General features: G+C 52.3%; 16 protein-coding genes and 1 pseudogene. 11 read left to right on the top strand and 6 right to left on the bottom strand.

The features are described 5' to 3' along the window. Positions 1 to 10: 10 nt before the first annotated feature. Together NDA02_RS06255 and NDA02_RS06250 are read right to left on the bottom strand one after the other, a co-directional pair. Positions 11 to 985, bottom strand: a complete 975-nt coding sequence (locus NDA02_RS06255) for a 2-dehydropantoate 2-reductase (RefSeq protein WP_190792776.1) — start codon at positions 983 to 985, stop codon at positions 11 to 13. Next, positions 982 to 2,523 (bottom strand): acyl--CoA ligase, encoded by a 1,542-nt coding sequence (locus NDA02_RS06250; protein ID WP_190792775.1) that lies wholly within the window; start codon positions 2,521 to 2,523, stop codon positions 982 to 984. The genes NDA02_RS06255 and NDA02_RS06250 overlap by 4 nt, the downstream gene beginning before the upstream one ends. Before the next feature lie 564 nt (positions 2,524 to 3,087). Between NDA02_RS06250 and NDA02_RS06245 the strand changes: the two genes are divergently transcribed. Then, complete coding sequence (locus tag NDA02_RS06245) at positions 3,088 to 3,438, top strand: hypothetical protein (protein ID WP_190792774.1); 351 nt, start codon at positions 3,088 to 3,090, stop codon at positions 3,436 to 3,438. Between the two features lie 62 nt (positions 3,439 to 3,500). On the opposite strand, the gene NDA02_RS06240 is transcribed toward NDA02_RS06245, so the two are convergent. Continuing rightward, entirely contained in the window at positions 3,501 to 5,186 is a 1,686-nt protein-coding gene (locus tag NDA02_RS06240) for an alpha-amylase family protein (RefSeq protein WP_190792773.1), read from the bottom strand. Positions 5,187 to 5,503: 317 nt separating this feature from the next. On the opposite strand from NDA02_RS06240, the gene NDA02_RS06235 reads away from it, so the two are divergent. Then, complete coding sequence (locus NDA02_RS06235) at positions 5,504 to 5,800, top strand: hypothetical protein (protein ID WP_190792771.1); 297 nt, start codon at positions 5,504 to 5,506, stop codon at positions 5,798 to 5,800. Positions 5,801 to 6,255: 455 nt separating this feature from the next. Here the strand turns inward: NDA02_RS06235 and NDA02_RS06230 are convergent, their stop codons facing one another. Next, positions 6,256 to 6,399 (bottom strand): hypothetical protein, encoded by a 144-nt coding sequence (locus NDA02_RS06230; protein ID WP_348246426.1) that lies wholly within the window; start codon positions 6,397 to 6,399, stop codon positions 6,256 to 6,258. On the opposite strand from NDA02_RS06230, the gene glmM reads away from it, so the two are divergent. The 6 genes and pseudogenes from glmM to rnc all read left to right on the top strand — a co-directional run bounded on the left by glmM (position 6,335) and on the right by rnc (position 11,354). Further along, a complete protein-coding gene (gene glmM / locus NDA02_RS06225; RefSeq protein ID WP_190792770.1) occupies positions 6,335 to 7,789 on the top strand; it encodes a phosphoglucosamine mutase in 1,455 nt (484 codons plus the stop codon). The genes NDA02_RS06230 and glmM overlap by 65 nt on opposite strands. A gap of 179 nt (positions 7,790 to 7,968) precedes the next feature. After that, a complete protein-coding gene (locus NDA02_RS06220; protein ID WP_190792769.1) occupies positions 7,969 to 9,009 on the top strand; it encodes a permease in 1,041 nt (346 codons plus the stop codon). Between the two features lie 67 nt (positions 9,010 to 9,076). Next, complete coding sequence (locus NDA02_RS06215) at positions 9,077 to 9,862, top strand: TIGR03943 family protein (RefSeq protein WP_190792768.1); 786 nt, start codon at positions 9,077 to 9,079, stop codon at positions 9,860 to 9,862. Between the two features lie 66 nt (positions 9,863 to 9,928). Next, positions 9,929 to 10,312 (top strand): IS630 transposase-related protein, encoded by a 384-nt coding sequence (locus tag NDA02_RS06210; protein ID WP_348254630.1) that lies wholly within the window; start codon positions 9,929 to 9,931, stop codon positions 10,310 to 10,312. Between the two features lie 94 nt (positions 10,313 to 10,406). After that, a pseudogene (locus NDA02_RS06205) lies at positions 10,407 to 10,619 on the top strand (transposase); the annotation flags it as partial. A 63-nt stretch (positions 10,620 to 10,682) separates the two neighbouring features. After that, positions 10,683 to 11,354, top strand: coding sequence for a ribonuclease III (rnc, locus tag NDA02_RS06200; RefSeq protein ID WP_348249603.1), 672 nt, complete (start codon positions 10,683 to 10,685; stop codon positions 11,352 to 11,354). Positions 11,355 to 11,402: 48 nt separating this feature from the next. On the opposite strand, the gene NDA02_RS06195 is transcribed toward rnc, so the two are convergent. Further along, a complete protein-coding gene (locus NDA02_RS06195; protein WP_348254628.1) occupies positions 11,403 to 12,752 on the bottom strand; it encodes a recombinase family protein in 1,350 nt (449 codons plus the stop codon). Positions 12,753 to 13,089: 337 nt separating this feature from the next. Between NDA02_RS06195 and ppc the strand changes: the two genes are divergently transcribed. The 3 genes from ppc to NDA02_RS06180 all read left to right on the top strand — a co-directional run bounded on the left by ppc (position 13,090) and on the right by NDA02_RS06180 (position 19,705). Beyond that, positions 13,090 to 16,170 (top strand): phosphoenolpyruvate carboxylase, encoded by a 3,081-nt coding sequence (ppc, locus tag NDA02_RS06190; RefSeq protein WP_190792762.1) that lies wholly within the window; start codon positions 13,090 to 13,092, stop codon positions 16,168 to 16,170. 114 nt (positions 16,171 to 16,284) lie between these two features. Next, a complete protein-coding gene (locus tag NDA02_RS06185) occupies positions 16,285 to 16,887 on the top strand; it encodes a rhomboid family intramembrane serine protease (protein ID WP_190792761.1) in 603 nt (200 codons plus the stop codon). Positions 16,888 to 17,065: 178 nt separating this feature from the next. Beyond that, positions 17,066 to 19,705, top strand: a complete 2,640-nt coding sequence (locus NDA02_RS06180) for a DEAD/DEAH box helicase (RefSeq protein WP_190792760.1) — start codon at positions 17,066 to 17,068, stop codon at positions 19,703 to 19,705. A 66-nt stretch (positions 19,706 to 19,771) separates the two neighbouring features. Here the strand turns inward: NDA02_RS06180 and NDA02_RS06175 are convergent, their stop codons facing one another. Continuing rightward, complete coding sequence (locus tag NDA02_RS06175) at positions 19,772 to 20,131, bottom strand: zinc ribbon domain-containing protein (protein WP_190792759.1); 360 nt, start codon at positions 20,129 to 20,131, stop codon at positions 19,772 to 19,774. Positions 20,132 to 20,133: the final 2 nt, after the last annotated feature.

The following is a 20,133-nucleotide window of genomic DNA, read 5'->3' as shown; positions in this document are numbered from 1 at the left end:
CATCCGATCGTTATTTGTACTGCTCCTCTAGCAGTTTAACGCTGGCATAAATTGCATCAATGTGAGGGGTTGGCGTTTGGGTCAGCCTTCCCAGTTCGGCAACAGACCCGACGATCGCGTCTACTTCGGTTGGTCGTCTGGCTTCGATATCTTGCAGCATAGAGGTTTTGTGTGCCCCGACTTCTTCTGCGCCCTGAATCCGCTGCTCCAGGGAAATGCCGAACTCTACGCCCAGCTTTTCAGCGATCGTCTGGGCTTCCTGCATCATGGCTCGTGCCAGATCACGGGTGAGGGCATACTGACAGATTTGCTCTAGGGTAGCGCGCGTGAGGGCACTGAGGGGGTTAAACGCCAGGTTACCCCAGAGCTTGACCCATAGCTCATTGCGAATCTGGTTTCGTACAGGAGCCTTTAAGCCTGCGTGCCGGAACGTTTGCGCGAGTTTTTGCAGCCGATCGCTCTTGGAGCCATCTAGTTCGCCCAGGGTAAACCGATCGCCTTTCAAATGCTGCACCACACCGGGAGCCGCCAGTTCTGCCGCCGGATAAACAATGCAGCCAATCACACGATCGACCGAAATATTTGCCTCGACTGTTCCGTCAGGATCAACTGCCCGAATCCGGTAATCTGCATAAGGGGTGTCCAGCTTGCGGAAATACCACCAGGGAATGCCGTTTTGTGCGGTGACGACGATCGTTTCCGATCCGTAAAGGGCGGGCAATTGGGGGGCGATCGCAGGGACACTCTGGGTTTTTAACGCGACGACGACGATATCCTGGGTTCCTGCCTGGCGAATGTCCTGGGTCGCAAACACTTCTTTCACCGCTTCTTCGGTTCCATTGGGCGATCTCAGTTTTAGCCCGTGGGTCTGGATCGCTTCCAGGTGCGCCCCTCGTGCGATAAGGGTCACTTGTTCTCCGGCAAGTGCCAGCTTTGCACCCAGATAGCCGCCGATCGCACCCGCCCCAACAATGCAGATTCTCATGGTGATTTGCCCTCTGCGCTTAGATTCAGCAGTTCTGCCATTTTGAGTCGTTGCAGCTTCCCGGTTGCTCCACGGGGGATCTCAGTCAGAAGGTGAAATTGCCGGGGAATTTTGAACTCTGCCAGATGTTCGGCGCAATAGTCGCGCAGCTCTTTCTCGCTCGCCGTCCGATCGCCCTTAAGCACCACTGCCGCATGGATATCTTCGCCCAGCATTTTATGAGGAACTGCAAAGGCGATCGCTTCTGCCACTGCCGAATGACGCAGCAGCAGGTTATCGACCTCAAGCGGAGAAATCTTCTCGCCGCCCCGGTTGATCAGCTCTTTAATGCGCCCGGTCAGGGATAAATAGCCCTCTGGATCAAGGTAGCCCTGATCTCCCGTGCGAAACCAGCGGTTGGTGAATGCTTTGGCGTTTGCCTCTGGATTATTTTCGTAGCCGTCTACGACATTTGCGCCGCGAACCACCACTTCCCCTAGTTCGCCGGATGCCAGGAGATTGCCTGCCTCATTCATAATTCCGACTTCAACACCGTGACCATAGCCGACTGTGCCTGCTTTGTGTGCTGCCGGAGGCATAGGATTCGAGGTCATCTGATGGGCAGCTTCGGTCATGCTGTAGGCTTCCAGCACGGGCGCGTTAAAGGTCTGCTCTAGCCGCTCCAGGATGATCGGCGGGAGCGAAGAACTGCTCGATCGAATAAATCTGAGGCGGCTGGCGGCGATCGCCTCTCGGTTGCGCTCTGCCCGTGATAAAAGAAGCTGGTGCATGGTGGGCACGGCGGAATACCAGGTTGGCTGAAATTCGGTCAGAATGCTCCAAAACTCCATTGCGTTAAAGCCATTCGGACAGATCACCGTACCGCCGGATGCCAGGGTAGACAGCATCGAAGCGACAATGCCATGCACATGAAACAGCGGCATAATGCACAAAGCGCGATCGGCGGCGGTGAGGCCGTAGGTTCCGATAATATTTGTCGCCGAGGCTGCCAGATTGCGATGGCGAATCGGAACTCGCTTCGGACGGCTGGTAGTGCCACTGGTGTGCAAAATCATTGCTACGTCTTCAGAAACGGCTAATTCCGGCGATTTTGCGGGTCGAGCGGCTCCTCCAGTTTTCTCAAAGGTCAGCATTCCGTCTGGGTTTGCTGTGGCTTTAATCAGCAGCATCTCTGGCAGGACAGACGACCGCGCAGCTTCGATGCCGTCATTAAGGGTAATCAGCGCGGCTGCCTGCGTGTCTTCATAGTAAAAAGCAAATTCTTCAGGCTTGTATTTCGGGTTGAGAGGGGCTGCTGTGCCGCACATTGCCGCCGCCAGATACGTGATGATCATCTCGACGCCGTTGGGCATTGCAATCACAATCCGATCGCCTCGACCGATGCCAAACTGGTTCAGCGTTTCTACCAGAGCAACGACGTGCTGCCGCAGTTGGCGATAGGAAATGCCGGGAGAATTGGGCGCAATCAGCGCGATCTGGTCATCTTCACCAAGTAGCAAATCGAGTAATGTTGTAGATGGAGGTAGCGTTGCAGTCATGAAAGGAATTGCAAAAAGATTGGGCGTTGCGGGAAAATACGATTGATTGTATCAGCTTGATTCAAGACAGAAGCCTGAGCTTGAGAGCTTTAAAGTCCTCTAGAAAGTCCTTTAACATTAAGGGATTGAGGCAGCACTCAGGAATTGGGGCAACCATGCCGCACCTCGGATACTCACCAACAATTCTCCTGAGCCGTGATTGTGACGATTGCTGCTCGACTGTATTAGCAAAGTGCCCCTTTAAGAGTAGATTCGTGTATTTAATATCACCTTCTAATGCTTAACAATTACGTAGTTTCTACTCCTCTAGAGGTATTTTTTCCGGGTGTGGCTCCCAGCTAAAATAAACCAAATCCTCAATGGGTATCCTATAAGTGCAGTTAAGAAGGATGTGCAATTTAAGGATCGGCTGAGATACACTCTATCTCCATTTGCCTTTCAACCTGTAGTCCCTGTTTTTGAACGTTGATCGAAGCATCTACGTTTATCCTGGCAACATTAACCGCCCTGCCAGAATGTCTCTGTGGAACCCCTGTGGATCGTGTTAGGAGATTCATTTTCCCAATGACTGCAATCACTCCCCAATTCTCCGATGAGGAGCTTCAAGAGATCTGCAATATCTCTGATGTTATCTCCTGTGAATGTCCTGCTTATCTAGTTGGTTTGCTCCGAGAAGTTCGGAAGTTTCGCTACTACACTGCCAATTGTCCGAAAGAAGAACCTCAAGCCCTCGAAATTCATCAATGGCTTGAAGGCGAAACGTTGCACGTTGAACGGTTGATGTCCGAAATTATCTACAAATTCATGCAGCGCGAAGGCTTGCTCGATGAAAACGGACAGCTCGTTCCACGTCTTTTAGCCGATCGTGCGTATCAGGCAGCTATTAAGCAGCACGACAGCGCAGGTTATTACTAGCAATCGATTGCCGTTTCACTTGCTGTTTCACTTGTAGACTCATAGATTAAATTCATAAATCACTAGGCTCCTCGGGAACAGACGCGAAACCAACGGAACCCATAGCTCTCCAGGTAAATCTCGCGAGACGCGCCTTTTAACGGTTCATAGGGGCAGTCGCCTAACAGTTCCAGCCAATGGTGATCGTTCTCCGGCAGGTTCTCGGGCGGACTGTTTCCTGGCGGACTATTTTCCGGCGAACTGCTTAGCGTTACCGTGCAGGGCTGACTAGAGAGATTGTGAAGCGCAACTACCGCACCCTTCTGCCACTCGCAGCGGTGGGCAAACACTTGCGGCTTTCCCGTATCCAGGATTTGCCACTTGCCCCAGCCAAATTCAGGACATTCTTTTCGCATCCGAATTGCCCGCTCCATCCAGTTGAGCAACGATTTGGGATCGCGCCGCTGATCCATGACATTCACGGCAGCATAGCCAAATTGCCCCTCGGAAATCACAGGACGAATCAGTTTCTCGCTTGGCGCAGTGGAGAATCCTCCATTCGGTGCGTCCGACCACTGCATTGGAGTTCGGGTAGAATTACGCTCATCGAGCGATAAATCTTCGCCCATGCCAATCTCTTCGCCATAAAACAGCACAGGCGTGCCGGGCAGGGTCAGCATGAGGCTGTAGGCAAGCTGAATCCGCCGGATGTTGCCCTCCACCATTGGCGGTAACCGCCTGCGAATGCCGCGATCGAAAATCCACATCTGCTCGCGATCGGGCGCAAACTGATCGGCAACTTCCTCTTGTTCAGCGGGGGTGAGTTTATCGAGCGACAGCTCATCATGATTTCGCACAAAAATTGCCCATTGTCCGATCTGGGGAATCGGCGGCAGGGACTTTAGCGCATTGACCAGCGGAGCGGCTTCCTCGCGCACCAGCGACAGCATCATCTGCTGATTGACGATAAACCCAAATAGCATCTGCATTCGATCGCCATTGCCAAAGTATTTGGGCATTTCCTCAATGCTGATATTTGCTTCTGCCAGGACGATCGCATCGCCGCGCCGCCAGGAGAGAAAATCACGAAATTCGCTCAGGTAGGTAAAAGGATCGGTTACATCTGCCTGGTCTTCCACGCCCTGTAGCTCAATCAGATAAGGTGCAGCATCCACCCGAAAACCTGACACACCTAACTGAAGCCAGAAGCCCATGATCTTGCAGATTTCCTGCCTCACTGTGGGATTGGCAATGTTGAGGTCTGCTTGATGCTCATAAAAGCGGTGATGATAGAAGGCTTGTGCCTGTTCTTGATACGTCCATGTGGTCGATTGTCGCCCTGGAAATACGATGCCTTCGTCTGCGTCCTCTGGCTTTTTTTCTTTCCAAACGTAGTAATCCCGGTATTTTGATTGTTGATCACTGCAAGCTGCCTGAAACCACGGATGTTCGGTTGAGGTATGATTCACCACCAGATCGACAATCACCCGAATGCCGCGATGATTTGCCTGCCGCGTAAATTCAACAAAATCGCCTAATGTGCCCAAACGCGAATCGACATTGTAATAGTCAGTCACGTCATAGCCGTTATCACGATTTGGGCTGGGATAGAACGGCATTAGCCAGATACAGGTAATTCCCAAACCTGATAAATAATCAAGGCATTCAGTCAGTCCTGGGAAATCACCCACACCATCTCCATCACTATCCCGAAAGGTTTCCACATCGAGACAATAAATGATGGTGTTTTTGTACCATAAATCCAGCATAAGCCTTACAATACCTACTCACTTGATTCAAACTTACAGAGCGGACAAGGAATTTTTTGTGTACGCCAATGTACACGCCAAAAACCCTTTGCCTTTAATCATTGAACGACAAGTAAACCCTAAGTACTTCATTTCGGGTTGGTGCATTCCTTCCGGCTAGCCAGATTGTATCTTCTAATATTGAATTGTTGATGTTGAATTGCATCTGCTTTGAAGAAGATCCTGCGATACAGCCGCTAACGATATCGATCGCAATCCTATCCGATCGTGCCCCAAATCTTAGACAATCAGAGAGTTGTTTTATTGAAGCTGAAGCTGTGACTTCGATCGCCCGTCGCCTAGAACTATACACGCTCAAACGTCCTCAAGAAGTGTTGCTGGTTTATGCTGAGATTGAAGGAGAACTGGATGAGATCGCCATCTTTAAAGGGTTTTCGAGTTCGCTAATGCGTCCGACTGCCTACGATCCAGAGGTGCCTGTTTTACCAGAAAACGCGACGATTACGGCGATCGATCGATTGTATGGACCCTTTAACCCACAAAATCCTCGATACATTGAGCAGGGGCGATCGCTAGCAGATATAGAAGAATTGTTGGCGGAGATCGGGCTATAGGCTACCTCATTCCTCAATAAGTTAAACGCTTAAAGTTATACGGTTATACCTACGCAATTAGCTCACAACCGATCGGGTATAAATATTTGCACTGATTTCTCCGGATATACTGAGGTATTTTCAGAAAGAAATAGCATTCTTAGAGACTTAATCTTGCAGTTTAATTTTTAGAGGAAAGAGCAGTCAGAATTCGATCGCTGCTTTGTTCTAAATCTTGGTTGTCAAGATTTTGGTTGTCAGGATTTTTGTTATCAAGGTGTACGAAGCTAACGAAACAAATCCGGTTGAGCAGTAGTCCGTGCTACCAGGAGAGTATCTGGCTTGTGCAGGTTCGATCGCAATTAAGAATCAGGCAGCAATGGGTTGGATTAAGCAGGTCATTTGCAGCTTTGTCCAACAGGATTTCAACGGAATTTGATTCCTATTGAACGCAATTTGGCGCAATGTAAGAAAAACTAAACCGCGAGGTGAATTTCCTCCTGGCGGGCAACCGTGTTATTCTCCGCTTTGAGTGTGATGTATGGAGTGGTCTTTATGGTTTTATCGTCTGTACCGTCTGGAAAAATATCGCCTCCTGTTAACTTTGCTCTATCCAGCACTGGCTTGAATTGGGGAGCGATGACCCTTCCAGCCAAGTTGTTTGGTACAGATGGAATCCGAGGCAAGGTGGGAGATTTGCTTTCGGCGCCGCTTGCGCTTCAGGTGGGCTACTGGGCAGGGCAAGTGCTTCGTCTGCATAGCAGCAGTCACGGTGCGATCATCCTAGGTCAAGATTCCCGCAACTCCAGCGATATGCTGGCGATGGCCCTGTCCGCGGGTTTGACTGCTGCCGGACTAGAAGTGTGGAATCTGGGCTTGTGTCCCACCCCTGCTGTTGCTCAGCTGACCCATGCCACGGATGCGATCGGCGGCGTAATGATTTCTGCGAGCCACAATCCGCCCGAAGATAACGGCATCAAGTTTTTTGGCGCAAACGGCACAAAGCTGGCAACCGAACTGCAAGCAGCGATCGAGTCTGCTTTGCGCGGCGAAACAGACTGGGGCACAGAAGCTCTCTCCTCATCCTGGGGACAGCACTACCATCGTCCTGAACTGGTGAAAGATTATCTCGCCTCGCTCCGGCGTCCGCTGTTGTCCTACCCGAATCTGTCGGGTCTGAAGATTGTTCTCGATCTGGCTTGGGGTGCGGCGGCTCAGGTCGCTCCGATCATTTTTCAGCAAATGGGCGCAGAAGTGATTAGCCTCCATGCTGAACCCAAAGGCGATCGCATTAATGTTAACTGCGGCTCGACCCATTTGGAATCGCTCAAAGCTGCCGTTCTGACTCATAGCGCAGATCTAGGGTTTGCGTTTGATGGCGATGCCGATCGCGTCATGGCAGTAGACAGCACAGGTCGCACTGTAGATGGTGACTACATTTTGTATCTTTGGGGTCAGGCGTTGCGGCAGGCAAATCAGCTTCCCAATAACCTGATCGTTTCCACGGTGATGGCAAACCTCGGCTTTGAGCATGCCTGGAAGAAGCAGGGCGGATCGCTGATTCGGACGGCGGTAGGCGATCAGTATGTGCAGGCGGAAATGCTAAAGCAGGGTGCCATGCTGGGCGGCGAACAGTCAGGACACATTCTCTGTCCTCACTACGGCGTCTCGGGCGATGGCTTACTAACGGCTCTGCATCTGGCTTCGCTGATCAAGCGAGCGGGCACTTCGCTCACAGAACTGGTGGATCAAAGCTTCCAGACCTATCCCCAGATTCTCAAAAACGTGCGGGTGGAAGACCGGGAGCATCGGCTCAACTGGCAGCAGGACGACACACTTCAGCAGAAGATTGCTCAGGCAGAAGCGGTAATGGGCGATCGGGGTCGGGTGCTGGTGCGGGCATCGGGAACGGAACCTGTGATTCGCGTCATGGTAGAGGCTGAGAGTGCAGAGCTGACTCATTATTGGACGGAGGCTCTGGTGGCGGCGGTGCAGAAGTATGTGGGGTAGAAGGGTGGATGAGTGGAGCGGTGAGGAAATGGGGAGATGACGGAGTGAGGAGATAGGGGGAGGACTCCGTTTGGTTTCGGCGATCGGGTAGAATAGCTCAGCAGCAGTTCACCGATGCGAAGGCGTTCCCCTTGGGGTAATCACAGTTCTCTACATTGTTTTAGGTTCCCTATTTCTGCATGAATCAGCTCAACAACGCTCTGACGCTCTTTTTTAGCCTGCTGGTTGAAGCGATTCCGTTCCTGCTGCTGGGGGTGCTTTTTTCCAGTACGCTGCTGCTTTTTGTAGATGAGCGGCGGTTAATTCAGCTTGTGCCGAAAAACCCGCTGCTAGCAGCATTTGTGGGCAGTTTGATTGGTTTCCTGTTTCCGGTGTGCGAGTGCGGGAACGTTCCCGTAGCGCGACGGCTGATCGTGCAAGGTGCGCCAGGAGCAATGGCGATCGGCTTTTTGCTGGCGGCTCCGACGGTGAATCCGATCGTGTTTTGGGCAACATGGACAGCGTTTCGCGATCAGCCGGAGCTAGTGTTTTTGCGGGTGGGCTGTTCGCTGCTGATTGCCACGGTGATTGGCTGGGTGTTCAGTACGCAGGCAGATTTGCGTCCGCTGATGCAGCCTGCGATCGCCCGTGCGATGCCCGTTCCGTCCGAAAAACCCTCAAAAGGCAAAGGCAAGCATCAGGACAACAGTACGCCAACGCTGCTCCAGTCCGGCACGTTCATTCTGGGACAACAGGAGCAGCCTTTTCGTTTAGACGGCAATCTGGCTGCGATGGCTGCACTGCCAGAGAATCCTGTTTTGTCAAAGCCCTTTGCCGATCGCCTGCGGCTGATGGTAGATAACATTATTCAAGAATTGCGCGAACTGGGTGGCATTTTGATTTTGGGAAGTGCGGTAGCGGCGATCGTGCAAATTGCAGTTCCGCGTGAAGTGGTGCTGGGGCTGGGACAGGGGCAGGTTAGCTCGATCGTGGCAATGATGGTGTTGGCTTGCATAGTGTCGATTTGCTCGACAGTGGATTCCTTTTTTGCGCTGTCGTTTGCCTCGACGTTTACCACTGGATCGCTGCTGGCGTTTCTGATCTTTGGTCCCATGATCGACTTGAAGAATATTGCGCTGCTGCTGTCGGTGTTTCGGACAAGGGCGATCGTTTACCTCTTCTTGCTGGCGGGGCAAATGACGTTTCTGATAGCGTTGCTAGTAAATCTCTACGTTAGCTAGCCCTGAACCAAAGCTAGCCCTGAACCAAACTTTTTCTGTTGCAGACGTTTTCTCTTTTCCGATTGATATGACCCTAAGTTCAAAGCCGATCGCTCCTCGCTTGCTCTGGCTGCAACCCCTGCTGGATGTGCTGGCAATTCTTGCTTGGGGTGCGCTGCTGCTAAAGTATTGGCTGACTGGCAAAATTAACGTGCTGCTGCATCCGGGCTATATCTGGCTGGCATATTCTGCCGGATTTTTTCTGGTGGGATTGGGTCTGTACAAACTGGGGCAGTTTCTCTGGCGAATGCGTCGCTCGAATCGGCTTAGACCCACGGCAATGCCCGCTCACTTTTCCCTGTTTCCGCCGGGATGGAGTAGCGGCTTACTGTTAGCTGTCGCACTGTTTGGCTTGCAGTTTACGCCCCAGCCGTTTGCCAGCGATGTTGCTCTTAATCGAGGCGTAACTGACACGCTGAGCATGACCCGATCGCAGCCCCAAGCCTTTCGCGGCAATAAGCGTCCCGAAGACCGATCGATCATCGAATGGGTGCGAACACTGAATGTGTACCCCGAACCGGATGCTTACAAAGGGCAAAAAGCAAACGTCGATGGATTTGCGATTCACCTGCCCAGCTTGCCAGATGATTATCTGATGATTTCTCGCTTCGTGATTACCTGCTGTGCTGCGGATGTGTATCCGGTCGGTTTGCCTGTGAAGCTTGCTGGCAGCCGTGCCGCTTACCCCGCAGATCAGTGGTTTCGAGTAGAGGGCAAGATGATTACAGAGACGATCGACAATAAGCGGCAGCTTGTGATCCAGGCAGAGCGGCTTCAGGCGATTCCTAAACCGCAAAATCCCTACGACTACTAATATAGCGATCGAGGGGTTGATTAGGACAGAATATAGAGGTATCTCTCCTCACTCAACACTCCTGTCATGCCGAGTCCCTACAGCGATGACCTGCGTCAAAAAGTGCTCGATGCCATTGATATCGGATACTGCAAAACTCACGTCAGCCGCTTGTTTAACATCAGTCGCAACACGATCGACTTATGGCTCAAACGACGGGAGGAAACGGGTTCGGTTAGTGCCATTCGCGCTTACCGACGGGGTCCTCAAGGGAAGATCGCCGATTTGGAGCAATTTCGAACCTTTGCCTCTGAGCATGGACATTTGACTCAGAAGGGGATGGCAGCGCAGTGGCATGAATCGATTAGTGACCACACCATCAGCAAGGCCCTCAGGCGGATTGGTTTCATTCGTAAAAAAAGAGCGATGGCTATCAAGAGCGGGATGAAGCGCAACAGCAAGCCTTCCTAGCTCATTTGCAAACGTATGCAGCAGAACAACTGGTTTACGTCGATGAAGCAGGGGGGGATGACACGGAAGACTATGCCTACGTTGGTATGCTCAATCTGAGCGGGTTGAGGCATTGAAGTTAGGGCACCGCACCCAGCGGGTCAGTATGATTGCTGCTTGGTGTCATCGTCAAGTGGTGGCACCGCTGACCTTCAAGGGTTACTGTGATACGGCTTTGGTGGAAACCTGGATACAGCAGTGTCTGGTCGGGCAGTTGAAGCCAGGGCGAGTCGTCGTGATGGATAATGCCTTTAGACACCTGTCCTAACCAACCCCTCGATTGCTATATGCTGTTGAAGGCGCAGTCATTATTTGAAGATTTGAATCATCCATGCACCCACTGCTGAGATTCCGTGACGAAACGCTTTTGCAGCAAGCCCTGACCCATGACTCCTATGCCAACGAACATCCCGGCGAGCAGGACAATGAGCGGCTGGAGTTTCTGGGCGATGCCGTTCTCAACTTTTTGAGTGGCGAGTATCTGTATGAGCGTTTTTCAAACTTGAAAGAGGGTGAACTGACTCGCTATCGGGCTGCCCTGGTGGATGAAGCACAGCTCGCCCAGTTTGCCATCACGATCGGTCTAGCTGACAGAATGCGATTAGGCGAAGGCGAAAGCGAAACAGGTCGGCAAAAGGCAAGATTACTGAGCAGCACTTTTGAAGCTGTTGTGGGAGCCTACTATCTCGATCGCCAAAAACAGCTCAGAATGCTACGTCCTCATATTCATAATCTGTTTGACGGAGTGCCGTTTAGAGTGCTTTCAAGTCGAGCAGATAAACATCCTAAGAGCCGCCTTCAGGAATTAGCCCAGCTCAAATTTGGAACGCTGCCTCAATATGTTCCGAAAAGAATTGGAGGAACCGATCATGAACCCCTGTATAGAGCGCGGGTGTATATCGGAGAGCAAGTTTTTGGTGAAGGCAGGGGAGGCAGTAAAGAGGCCGCAAATACACAGGCAGCAGAAGATGCACTGAAACGAATTGAAGATGGTTTGCCGTGAACAGCTTTAGCGAATCCGTATAGTCGGGTGAGATCCAGCAGGGGAATTCTAAAAAATAAATACCAGCTTAATCTGCCAATTGTTCTCTTCACGAATAATCTGAATCTCGCGAATAAACTCCCGGAAATAAAATCGGCGTTCGGCTTCGGATAGATCCAGCCAGAATTGGGGGATTGAAACCACTTGAGCGATCGTCTTCAGGTTCACTGGAGGCAATTGTGCCAGCTTTACCTGAAGATTTGCCATTTCGGTTCGCAGTTTGTAGGCGCGAAGGTCAGCAGTTTCTGAGTCCAAAATATCTTGCTGCACCAGAGACGGCAACTGTTCGAGGATGGCTTGTTTGGCACTGATCTGACCTGAGATGCCTTGCTGAATACCGTCAATATCGGGAAGGGGTGCGGTGTTTACTGCCTGAGGGAGATCCTGACAAACGCGATCGATCGTGTGTTCCAACACTTTCTGATAAGGAATGGCGCGGCATTTGGGCTGATGTTCACAGTTCACCGGACGCAAATACAGATATTCCGGGTGAGCGCGAGTTGCTTTGACACGGCTGATTTTCATCGCCGATCCGCAGTTGGCACAGGTGACGAGTCCCGACAGCGATCGCGGGGCACTGGCAGAGCGAGCAGGCATTCGCCGATTGCGCCGCAGCAGGCGATCGACCTGAGCCGCTTCGTCTCGTGACAAAATGGGCGCGTGGGTATCCTGCACCGTTTCTCCGTTGTGGTAGCGCAGATCGCCGCGATACACCGGGCTGGTTAGCCAGCGTTTTGCCGTGGAAGCCGAAATTTTTTTGCCGTATTTCTTTTGCAGATAGCGCACGCTGCTTCGCAAAGAGCCATAAAGCAAAAAGTGCTCAAAGAAATCTTTCACCACGGGAGCCGTACTGCGATCGATCGTGTAGCGGTCTTTGCCACGCCGATAGCCGTAGGGAGCTTTGCCGGGAGGCGGCAGGGTTTTGATGCGATTTTGGGCATGACCCCGCTTCAGCTTGCGGCTAGCATGGCTTTGCTGAACCGTTTGCAGCAGATGCAGCACATCCGATCGACGTAGGGGCTGATCGACTGATCCAATGGGTTCTGCGATCGCAATCAGAGGAATGTCAAGCTGCTCAAATTCCCGTAGGCGCTCGCCCACCTCTTCTACACTGTCGCCCAGTTCTTCCAGATGACGCACCAGCACACAAGCGACCGTTTCAGTTTGACAATCGCGCACAAGCTGCTGAAGCTGCGGTCGATTGCTTTCAGCGGAAGCCTGTTTTGCGCCCCCCAAATCCTGATAGATGCGATCGATCGTTCTGCCCCAAATCGCTCGATCGGGCACTGCCTCAAAGAGTGGATCGGTGTAAGCGTAAGCCAGCACGATTCCAGAGCCGATGCTTGAATAAGCGGTCATTGTGGCTTTTTATCGACTAAAAAAAAGCTCTTTTAGCGTCTGTGTACAAGTCGTGTTGTGTACAGAGTCGTGTATAGAGTAGCCAAAATCGGGAGGAAAAAGAGCGATGCGAAGCAGTTTTTGCTTGGAGAAAATTAGGTACAGCACAGCGTTGTGAAGCTTCAACATAAAATTGTTCCTTCGAAGAATTGATTGAGCGTTAAGCGATCGAGCAGAAAACTTAAGAAAGTTAGAACTTCTTAACTTGAACTGCGTCTTACCCCGCCAACCTGCGAAAAATCTGGATTTGCAGGAATAAAACCCCTAGAATTATCAAATGATCTTGCGCGGATAGATTATGAGCTCCACCCTGCATCCTTCAGACGACGCTTTTCCTTCTAACACTCTGACCGAGGCAGAATTTGACGATATGACGGTTGATAGTGCCTCTGATTTATTTTTGCGTCATCGACTGCGGATCGTGGAGGATCTGTGGGAAGCAGTTTTACAGCAGGAATGTGGTCAGCAGTTGGTCGATTTGCTGCATCAGCTGCGATTGATTTACGCGAAAAAAGAAGGCGTTCAAGAAGCGATCGAATCCTCTGCGCTAAAGGTTATCGAAGCCCTGGATTTAAACGAAGCAATTCGGGCTGCCCGTGCGTTTGCGCTCTATTTTCAGCTGATTAATATCGTTGAGCAGCACTATGAGCAGCGCGGACAGCAGCAGCAATATCGAGCTGCCTACGAGCAAGCTGGGGGCAGATCCCTGGTGTTTAACGCAACTCCTTCAACGCTCGAAGATGCAGAGTCAAACGGCAGCAACCTCCACGCTGACCTGCTGGAAAGAACGCTCCATGATTCTTCAGAACGTCGCGAAGCCGTTACCCTGCAAGGACTGCTGCCCCGCCTGCGTGCCCTCAACGTGCCGCCCCGCTTGATTCAGCAAATTATTGACAACCTTGATGTGCGATTGGTCTTCACCGCACACCCCACGGAAATTGTGCGCCACACGATCCGTGACAAGCAGCGACGCATTGCCAACATTTTGCGGCAGCTCGATCGCGCTGAGGAAAATCTGAAGGTGGTTGGGTTGTCTTCTTCCTGGGAAACCGAGGATTTGCGCGATCGACTCACGGACGAAATTCGGCTCTGGTGGCGGACGGATGAGCTGCACCAGTTCAAGCCGACGGTGCTGGACGAGGTAGACTACGCGCTGCACTACTTCCAGGAAGTGCTGTTTGATGCGATTCCGCAGCTTTATCAACGCTTCAATCGATCGCTCAAAGCCACGTTTCCCGATCTGCGTCCGCCGAAGTACAACTTCTGCAAGTTTGGCTCCTGGGTCGGTTCCGATCGCGATGGCAACCCGTCTGTCACACCAGAGATTACCTGGAAAACGGCTTGCTATCAGCGAAACCTGGTGCTCTCGAAGTACATCAACTCCGTCAAAAACCTGATCAACTTGCTGAGTATGTCGCTGCACTGGAGTGATGTGCTGCCTGAACTGCTGGAATCGCTAGAGCAGGATCAGGTTCAGTTGCCAGAAGTGTATGAGCAGCACGCAATTAAGTTTCGCCAGGAACCCTATCGACTGAAGCTGGCATACATTCAAAAGCGGCTGGAAAACACGCTGGAGCGCAGTCAGCAGCTTTATAACAGCGATTATCTCCAGGCAAAAGCGATCGAGGAAACGCCAACCACTTTTTATCGATCGGGCACAGACTTTCTGGCAGAACTCCAGCTCATCCAGCGCAACCTGAAGGAAACCCGGCTAGACTGCCGCGAGATGGATCATCTGATTTGTCAGGTGGAAATCTACGGCTTTTTCCTGGCCCATCTCGACATCCGGCAGGAAAGCAATCGCCACTCGGATACGCTCACTGAAATTATTGACTACTTACAAATCCTGCCAACTGGCTATAGTGATTTGCCCGAAGACCAGCGGATTATTTTTCTTGCAACTGAGCTGCAAACCCGCCGTCCGCTAATTCCGAGCGAGCTGCCTTTTTCGGAGAAGACCAAGGAGACGATCGAAACGCTGCGGATGGTGCGGCGACTTCAGCAGGAGTTTGGCACTGATATTTGCCAGACCTACATCATCAGCATGAGCCATCACGTCAGCGATTTACTGGAAGTGCTGCTGCTGGCAAAAGAAGCCGGGCTCTACGATCCTGCAACGGGAACCGGAACGCTTCATGTTGTACCGCTGTTCGAAACGGTCGAGGATCTTCAGCGTGCCCCGGCAGTGATGCAGCGTTTGTTTGAGCTGCCGTTTTACCGGGCTTCTTTGTCAGGTGACTATGCCGGACGCGAGGCGGAATCGTCTAATCCGGTGAAGCCGCTTCAGGAAGTGATGCTAGGCTATTCCGACAGTAACAAAGATTCGGGTTTCCTCAGCAGCAATTGGGAAATTCACAAGGCGCAGCAGGCACTTCAAATGATTGCTGAACAGTATGGCGTTGCCCTACGAATCTTCCACGGTCGCGGCGGTTCTGTAGGTCGGGGTGGTGGTCCCGCTTATGACGCAATTCTGGCACAGCCCGGACGCAGCATTGACGGACGCATCAAGATTACTGAACAGGGCGAAGTGCTGGCATCAAAATACAATCTGCCGGAACTAGCACTCTACAACCTGGAAACCGTGACCACTGCCGTGCTGCAAGCCAGTCTGCTCAAGAGCGGCTTTGATGACATTGAGCCGTGGCGCGAAGTTGTGGAAGAGTTGGCGGATCGATCGCGCATCCACTACCGCAAGCTGATTTATGAACAGCCTGACTTTCTCGACTTCTTCCTGTCCGTGACGCCGATCGAAGAAATCAGCCAGCTTCAAATCAGCTCTCGTCCGGCGCGTCGGAGTGGTGGGCAAAAAGACCTGACGACGCTGCGAGCAATTCCCTGGGTGTTTAGCTGGACGCAAACCCGATTCCTGCTGCCCTCCTGGTACGGGGTGGGAACGGCAATTCAAAGCTTCCTGGAAGAAGAACCCGAAGAAAACCTGAAGCTGTTGCGCTACTTCTATTACAAGTGGCCCTTCTTTAAGATGGTGATTTCCAAGTGCGAAATGACCCTCTCCAAAGTTGATTTGACGATCGCCCATCAATACGTCCAGGAACTCTCGCCCCCGGAGGATTTAGAGCGATTTGAGCGCGTGTTTGAGCAGATTGCCAGTGAGTATCACCTTACCCGCGATCTAGTGCTGATCATCACCGGACATAAACGGCTGCTTGATGGTGATCCCGATTTGCAGCGATCGGTGCAGCTGCGAAACAGTACGATCGTGCCGCTGGGCTTTTTGCAGGTATCGCTGCTGAAACGGCTGCGTCAGCACAAGTCTAGTTCTTCGGGCGTGATTCGATCGCGCTACAGTCGGGGCGAACTGCTGCGCGGCGCACTGCTCACGATCAATGGCATCGCCGCTGGAATGCGAAATACGGGCTGATTAGTTTGGGGTAAAGGTTGGGCTAAAAGTTGGGCTGATTTGATTTTGCTCTGACTAGAATGGAACTAGTTTCACGATCGATTCAGCCCATTTCAATCCATCTCAGATTCAGCTATGAGCAAGTCAGAAGTTCGAGGGCTCGTCAACGAAGTCAAAGCGCAAGTGAGCATTCTGGCTGCTTTTATTGCACTGATGTGGGGCTTAGAGATCATTGATACGGGGCTGAGTGGCTTGCTAAATCAGTTTGGGATTTTGCCGCGATCGATCGTTGGGCTGCGGGGCATTGTGTTCGCGCCTTTTCTGCACGGCAACTTTCCCCATCTCATCGCGAATACGGCTCCGTTTCTGGTGCTGGGCTGGTTGGTGATGCTGCGCCGCACAAACGATTTTTTTGTAGTCAGCGCGATCGTCATGCTGATCGGTGGGCTGGCAACTTGGCTGGTCGCTCCACCTTTTACGCTGCATATTGGCGCAAGTGGCGTGATTTTTGGCTATTTGGGGTTTCTGCTGTCGCGGGGCTATTTTGAGCGGCGAATTGGCTCGATTTTGTTTTCGATCGTCGTTGGGCTGATGTATGGCGGTTTAATCTGGGGCGTGTTACCGGGAATGCCCGGAATCTCGTGGCAGATGCACCTGTTTGGCTTTATTGGCGGCATTGTAGCGGCACGACTGCTGGCAGAACCGAGAGCAAAACGCCGATCGTCCAGGGATTTTTGAGGGGATTGCTGCAAGGTTTCCTTAAAGATTACCGGATCGCAGGTATCGCCTCTCAAGCCCCTTCTCAGCTGCCAAAGCGGAACTGCAAGCTCTTGACAAACAAATAAGAATTATGATGAGGAAGAGCAGTGGTTAAGCTGTTCGATCGATCGCGTCAGTTATTGTTGAGCCAGTTTTTGTGAATATTTCCACAACTCCCGATCTGCGTAGCCTGTTTCCGTTCAAACTCGATGACTTTCAAGAAGAGGCGATCGCCGCGCTGAATGCGGGAGAGTCTGTGGTCGTTTGTGCCCCAACCGGATCGGGAAAGACCCTGATCGGGGAGTATGCCATCCATCGAGCACTGGCAAAGGGCAAGCGGGTTTTCTACACCACCCCGCTCAAAGCCCTTTCTAACCAGAAATTGCGTGACTTCCGGGATGAGTTTGGAGCCGATCGCGTCGGTTTGTTGACAGGAGACTTATCGCTGAATCGGGACGCACCGATTATCGTGATGACGACCGAGATCTTCCGCAATATGCTCTACGGTACGCCGATTGGTCAGGTAGGAACTTCGGTCATTGATGTGGAAGCGGTGGTGCTGGACGAATGCCACTACATGAACGATCGCCAGCGCGGGACGGTGTGGGAAGAGTCAATTATCTACGCGCCACCTGGAATTCAGTTGGTTGCTTTGTCTGCCACGATCGCCAACAGTGATCAGTTGACCGACTGGATCGATCGGGTGCATGGTCCCACCAAGCTGATTTATTCGGACTTTCGCCCGGTTCCGCTTCAGTTTCATTTCTGCAATCCGAAGGGGCTATTTCCGCTGCTAAACGATAGCCAGAAGGCAATTAACCCACGACTGAAGCCTAAGGGGGGCAAACCTCGCGGACGGCAGGAGGCTCCCTACATCGAATTTGTGTTGGGTCAGCTTCAGCAACGCGATATGCTGCCTGCGATTTATTTCATCTTTAGTCGGCGAGGCTGCGATCGAGCGGTGGAAAACCTTAGCCATCTCACGCTGGTCAATGACCGAGAAGCGGCAACACTGAAAGAGCAGATCGACGCATTTTTAGAGCGAAATCCAGAAGCCGGACGGGTAGGACACATCGAATCCCTTTATCGCGGCATTGCTTCGCACCATGCGGGCGTTTTGCCTGCCTGGAAAGGACTGATTGAAGAGCTGTTTCAGCAGGGCTTAATCAAAGTCGTGTTTGCAACAGAAACGCTGGCAGCCGGAATCAATATGCCTGCCCGAACCACGGTGATTTCCAGCCTTTCTAAACGAACCGATCGCGGGCATCGCCTCTTGAATGCCTCCGAGTTTCTGCAAATGGCAGGACGGGCAGGGCGACGCGGCATGGATCTTCTGGGTCATGTGGTTACGGTACAAACTCCCTACGAAGGCGCGACCGAGGCGGCGTATCTGGCAACATCAAAAGCTGATCCGCTGGTGAGCCAGTTTACGCCCAGCTACGGCATGGTGCTGAACCTGCTGCAAACCCACTCGATCGAAGAAGCGCAGAATCTGGTCGAGCGCAGTTTTGGTCACTATTTAGCAACGCTGCATCTAAAGCCCCAGCAGCAGGGCATTAATGATCTGATTGCCGAAATTGAGCTTCAGCGATCACAAATTAAAGAACTTAATGCTGACCTGGTGGCGCAGTACGAAAAGCTGAGCGATCGGTTACGGGAAGAGCGGCGGCTCCTGAAAACTTTGCAGCATCAGGCAATGGAAATGCAGGCGGATCAGGTGGCAATGGCGGTTGCTTTTGCCGTATCGGGAACGCTGCTGACGCTGAAAACTAAGCAAATGTCTGTGCCTTTGCCTGCCACGCTGGTCATGAAAGTGCCGGGATCGGGACAGTTCCCCTATCTAGTTTGCTTAGGGCAGGATAATCGCTGGTATGTTGTCGCTGTTTCCGATGTCATCGGACTCCATGCCGAGTATCCGCGTCTGTCGCAGGTTGATCGCCTTACCCCGCCCGAAGATTTGCCGCCGAAAGTCGGTTCGATCAAGCGGAGCGACGAAAATACGCTGGCGATCGTCCGTCAAATCCCCGTGGTTGACTTAGAACAGGATGCCGCTCCAGAAGTGGAAGAACAGCAGGCACGGGTGACAGCGATCGAGGAGCAGATGCAAAATCATCCGTTGCGGAAGCTGGGCGATCCGGGCTATCTGATCAAGCGGCAAAAGCGCATCTGGAAGCTGGAAGAAGAGCTTGAAAGTCGGAAAAGCAAGTTTGCTCAATATTCTCAACGCTACTGGCAGGAATTCCTGAATTTGATGGAAGTTCTGGGACACTTCGGCTGCCTGGCAAACAACAAGCCAACGCCGCTCGGACAGGTTGCCGCCGCGATCCGGGGAGACAATGAGCTATGGCTGGGGCTAGCACTCGCATCGGGCGAACTGGACAGGCTGGAACCCCATCACCTTGCTGCCGTCTGCGCTGCCCTCGTCACCGAAGTGTCCCGTCCCGATAACTGGACTCGCTACGAGCCTTCCGGCGAAATCGGAGAGGCACTCAGCGAAGTCTGGAGCGTGCGGCGAGAACTGCTGAAGCTTCAGCGTCGCTACCAGATCGCCTTCCCCGCCTGGCTGGAGTCTGACTGGATCGGGCTAATCGAACAGTGGGCACTCGGCATCGAATGGCAGGAGCTTTGTAGCCACACTACCCTGGACGAAGGCGACGTGGTGCGAATTTTGCGGCGAACCGTAGACTTCCTTTCGCAGGTTCCTCACGTGCCGTATATCGCCGATGAGCTGAAGCAAAATGCGCGTCGCGCCATTCAGTTGATCGATCGCTTCCCCGTGAACGAAGCTACAGACTAAGCGGATGTGATGAATAAACCTCTTACAGGAAGGATTTAGGGAGCACTGCAGCTCCTCAACCAACCCCTAACGCTGCTGCTGCTGATACAGCACAATCAAAAAGCTCACGCCCAATAGTCCCAAAATCATAATCTGGGGCAGATACCGCTGAAACCAGAGCGAAAAAGACGCGGGACGAGCCGATCGAACGGGCTGAAACGGCTGGCGATCGTCATGGTAAAGGGTACATTCCCTGGCGTAGGGACGCTGAGGATAGTTGCAGGTGTCGTCGGCGTGATAGGTGCAGCTATCGCAAAGATACTCAGACCCAATTGCCTGATGCAAGGTAATTCCCGGATGTCCATGCGCTTTTAGCGTGGTTCGGCAAAAGGGACAGGCGATCGCCTGGGGATCAACAGGCTGATTACAACGAGGGCAAGTTGGCATCA

Source organism: Leptolyngbya sp. ST-U4 (genome assembly GCF_039962215.1).
Lineage (GTDB): Bacteria > Cyanobacteriota > Cyanobacteriia > Elainellales > Elainellaceae > Leptolyngbya_A.
This window is presented reverse-complemented; position numbering and strand designations above follow the sequence as displayed.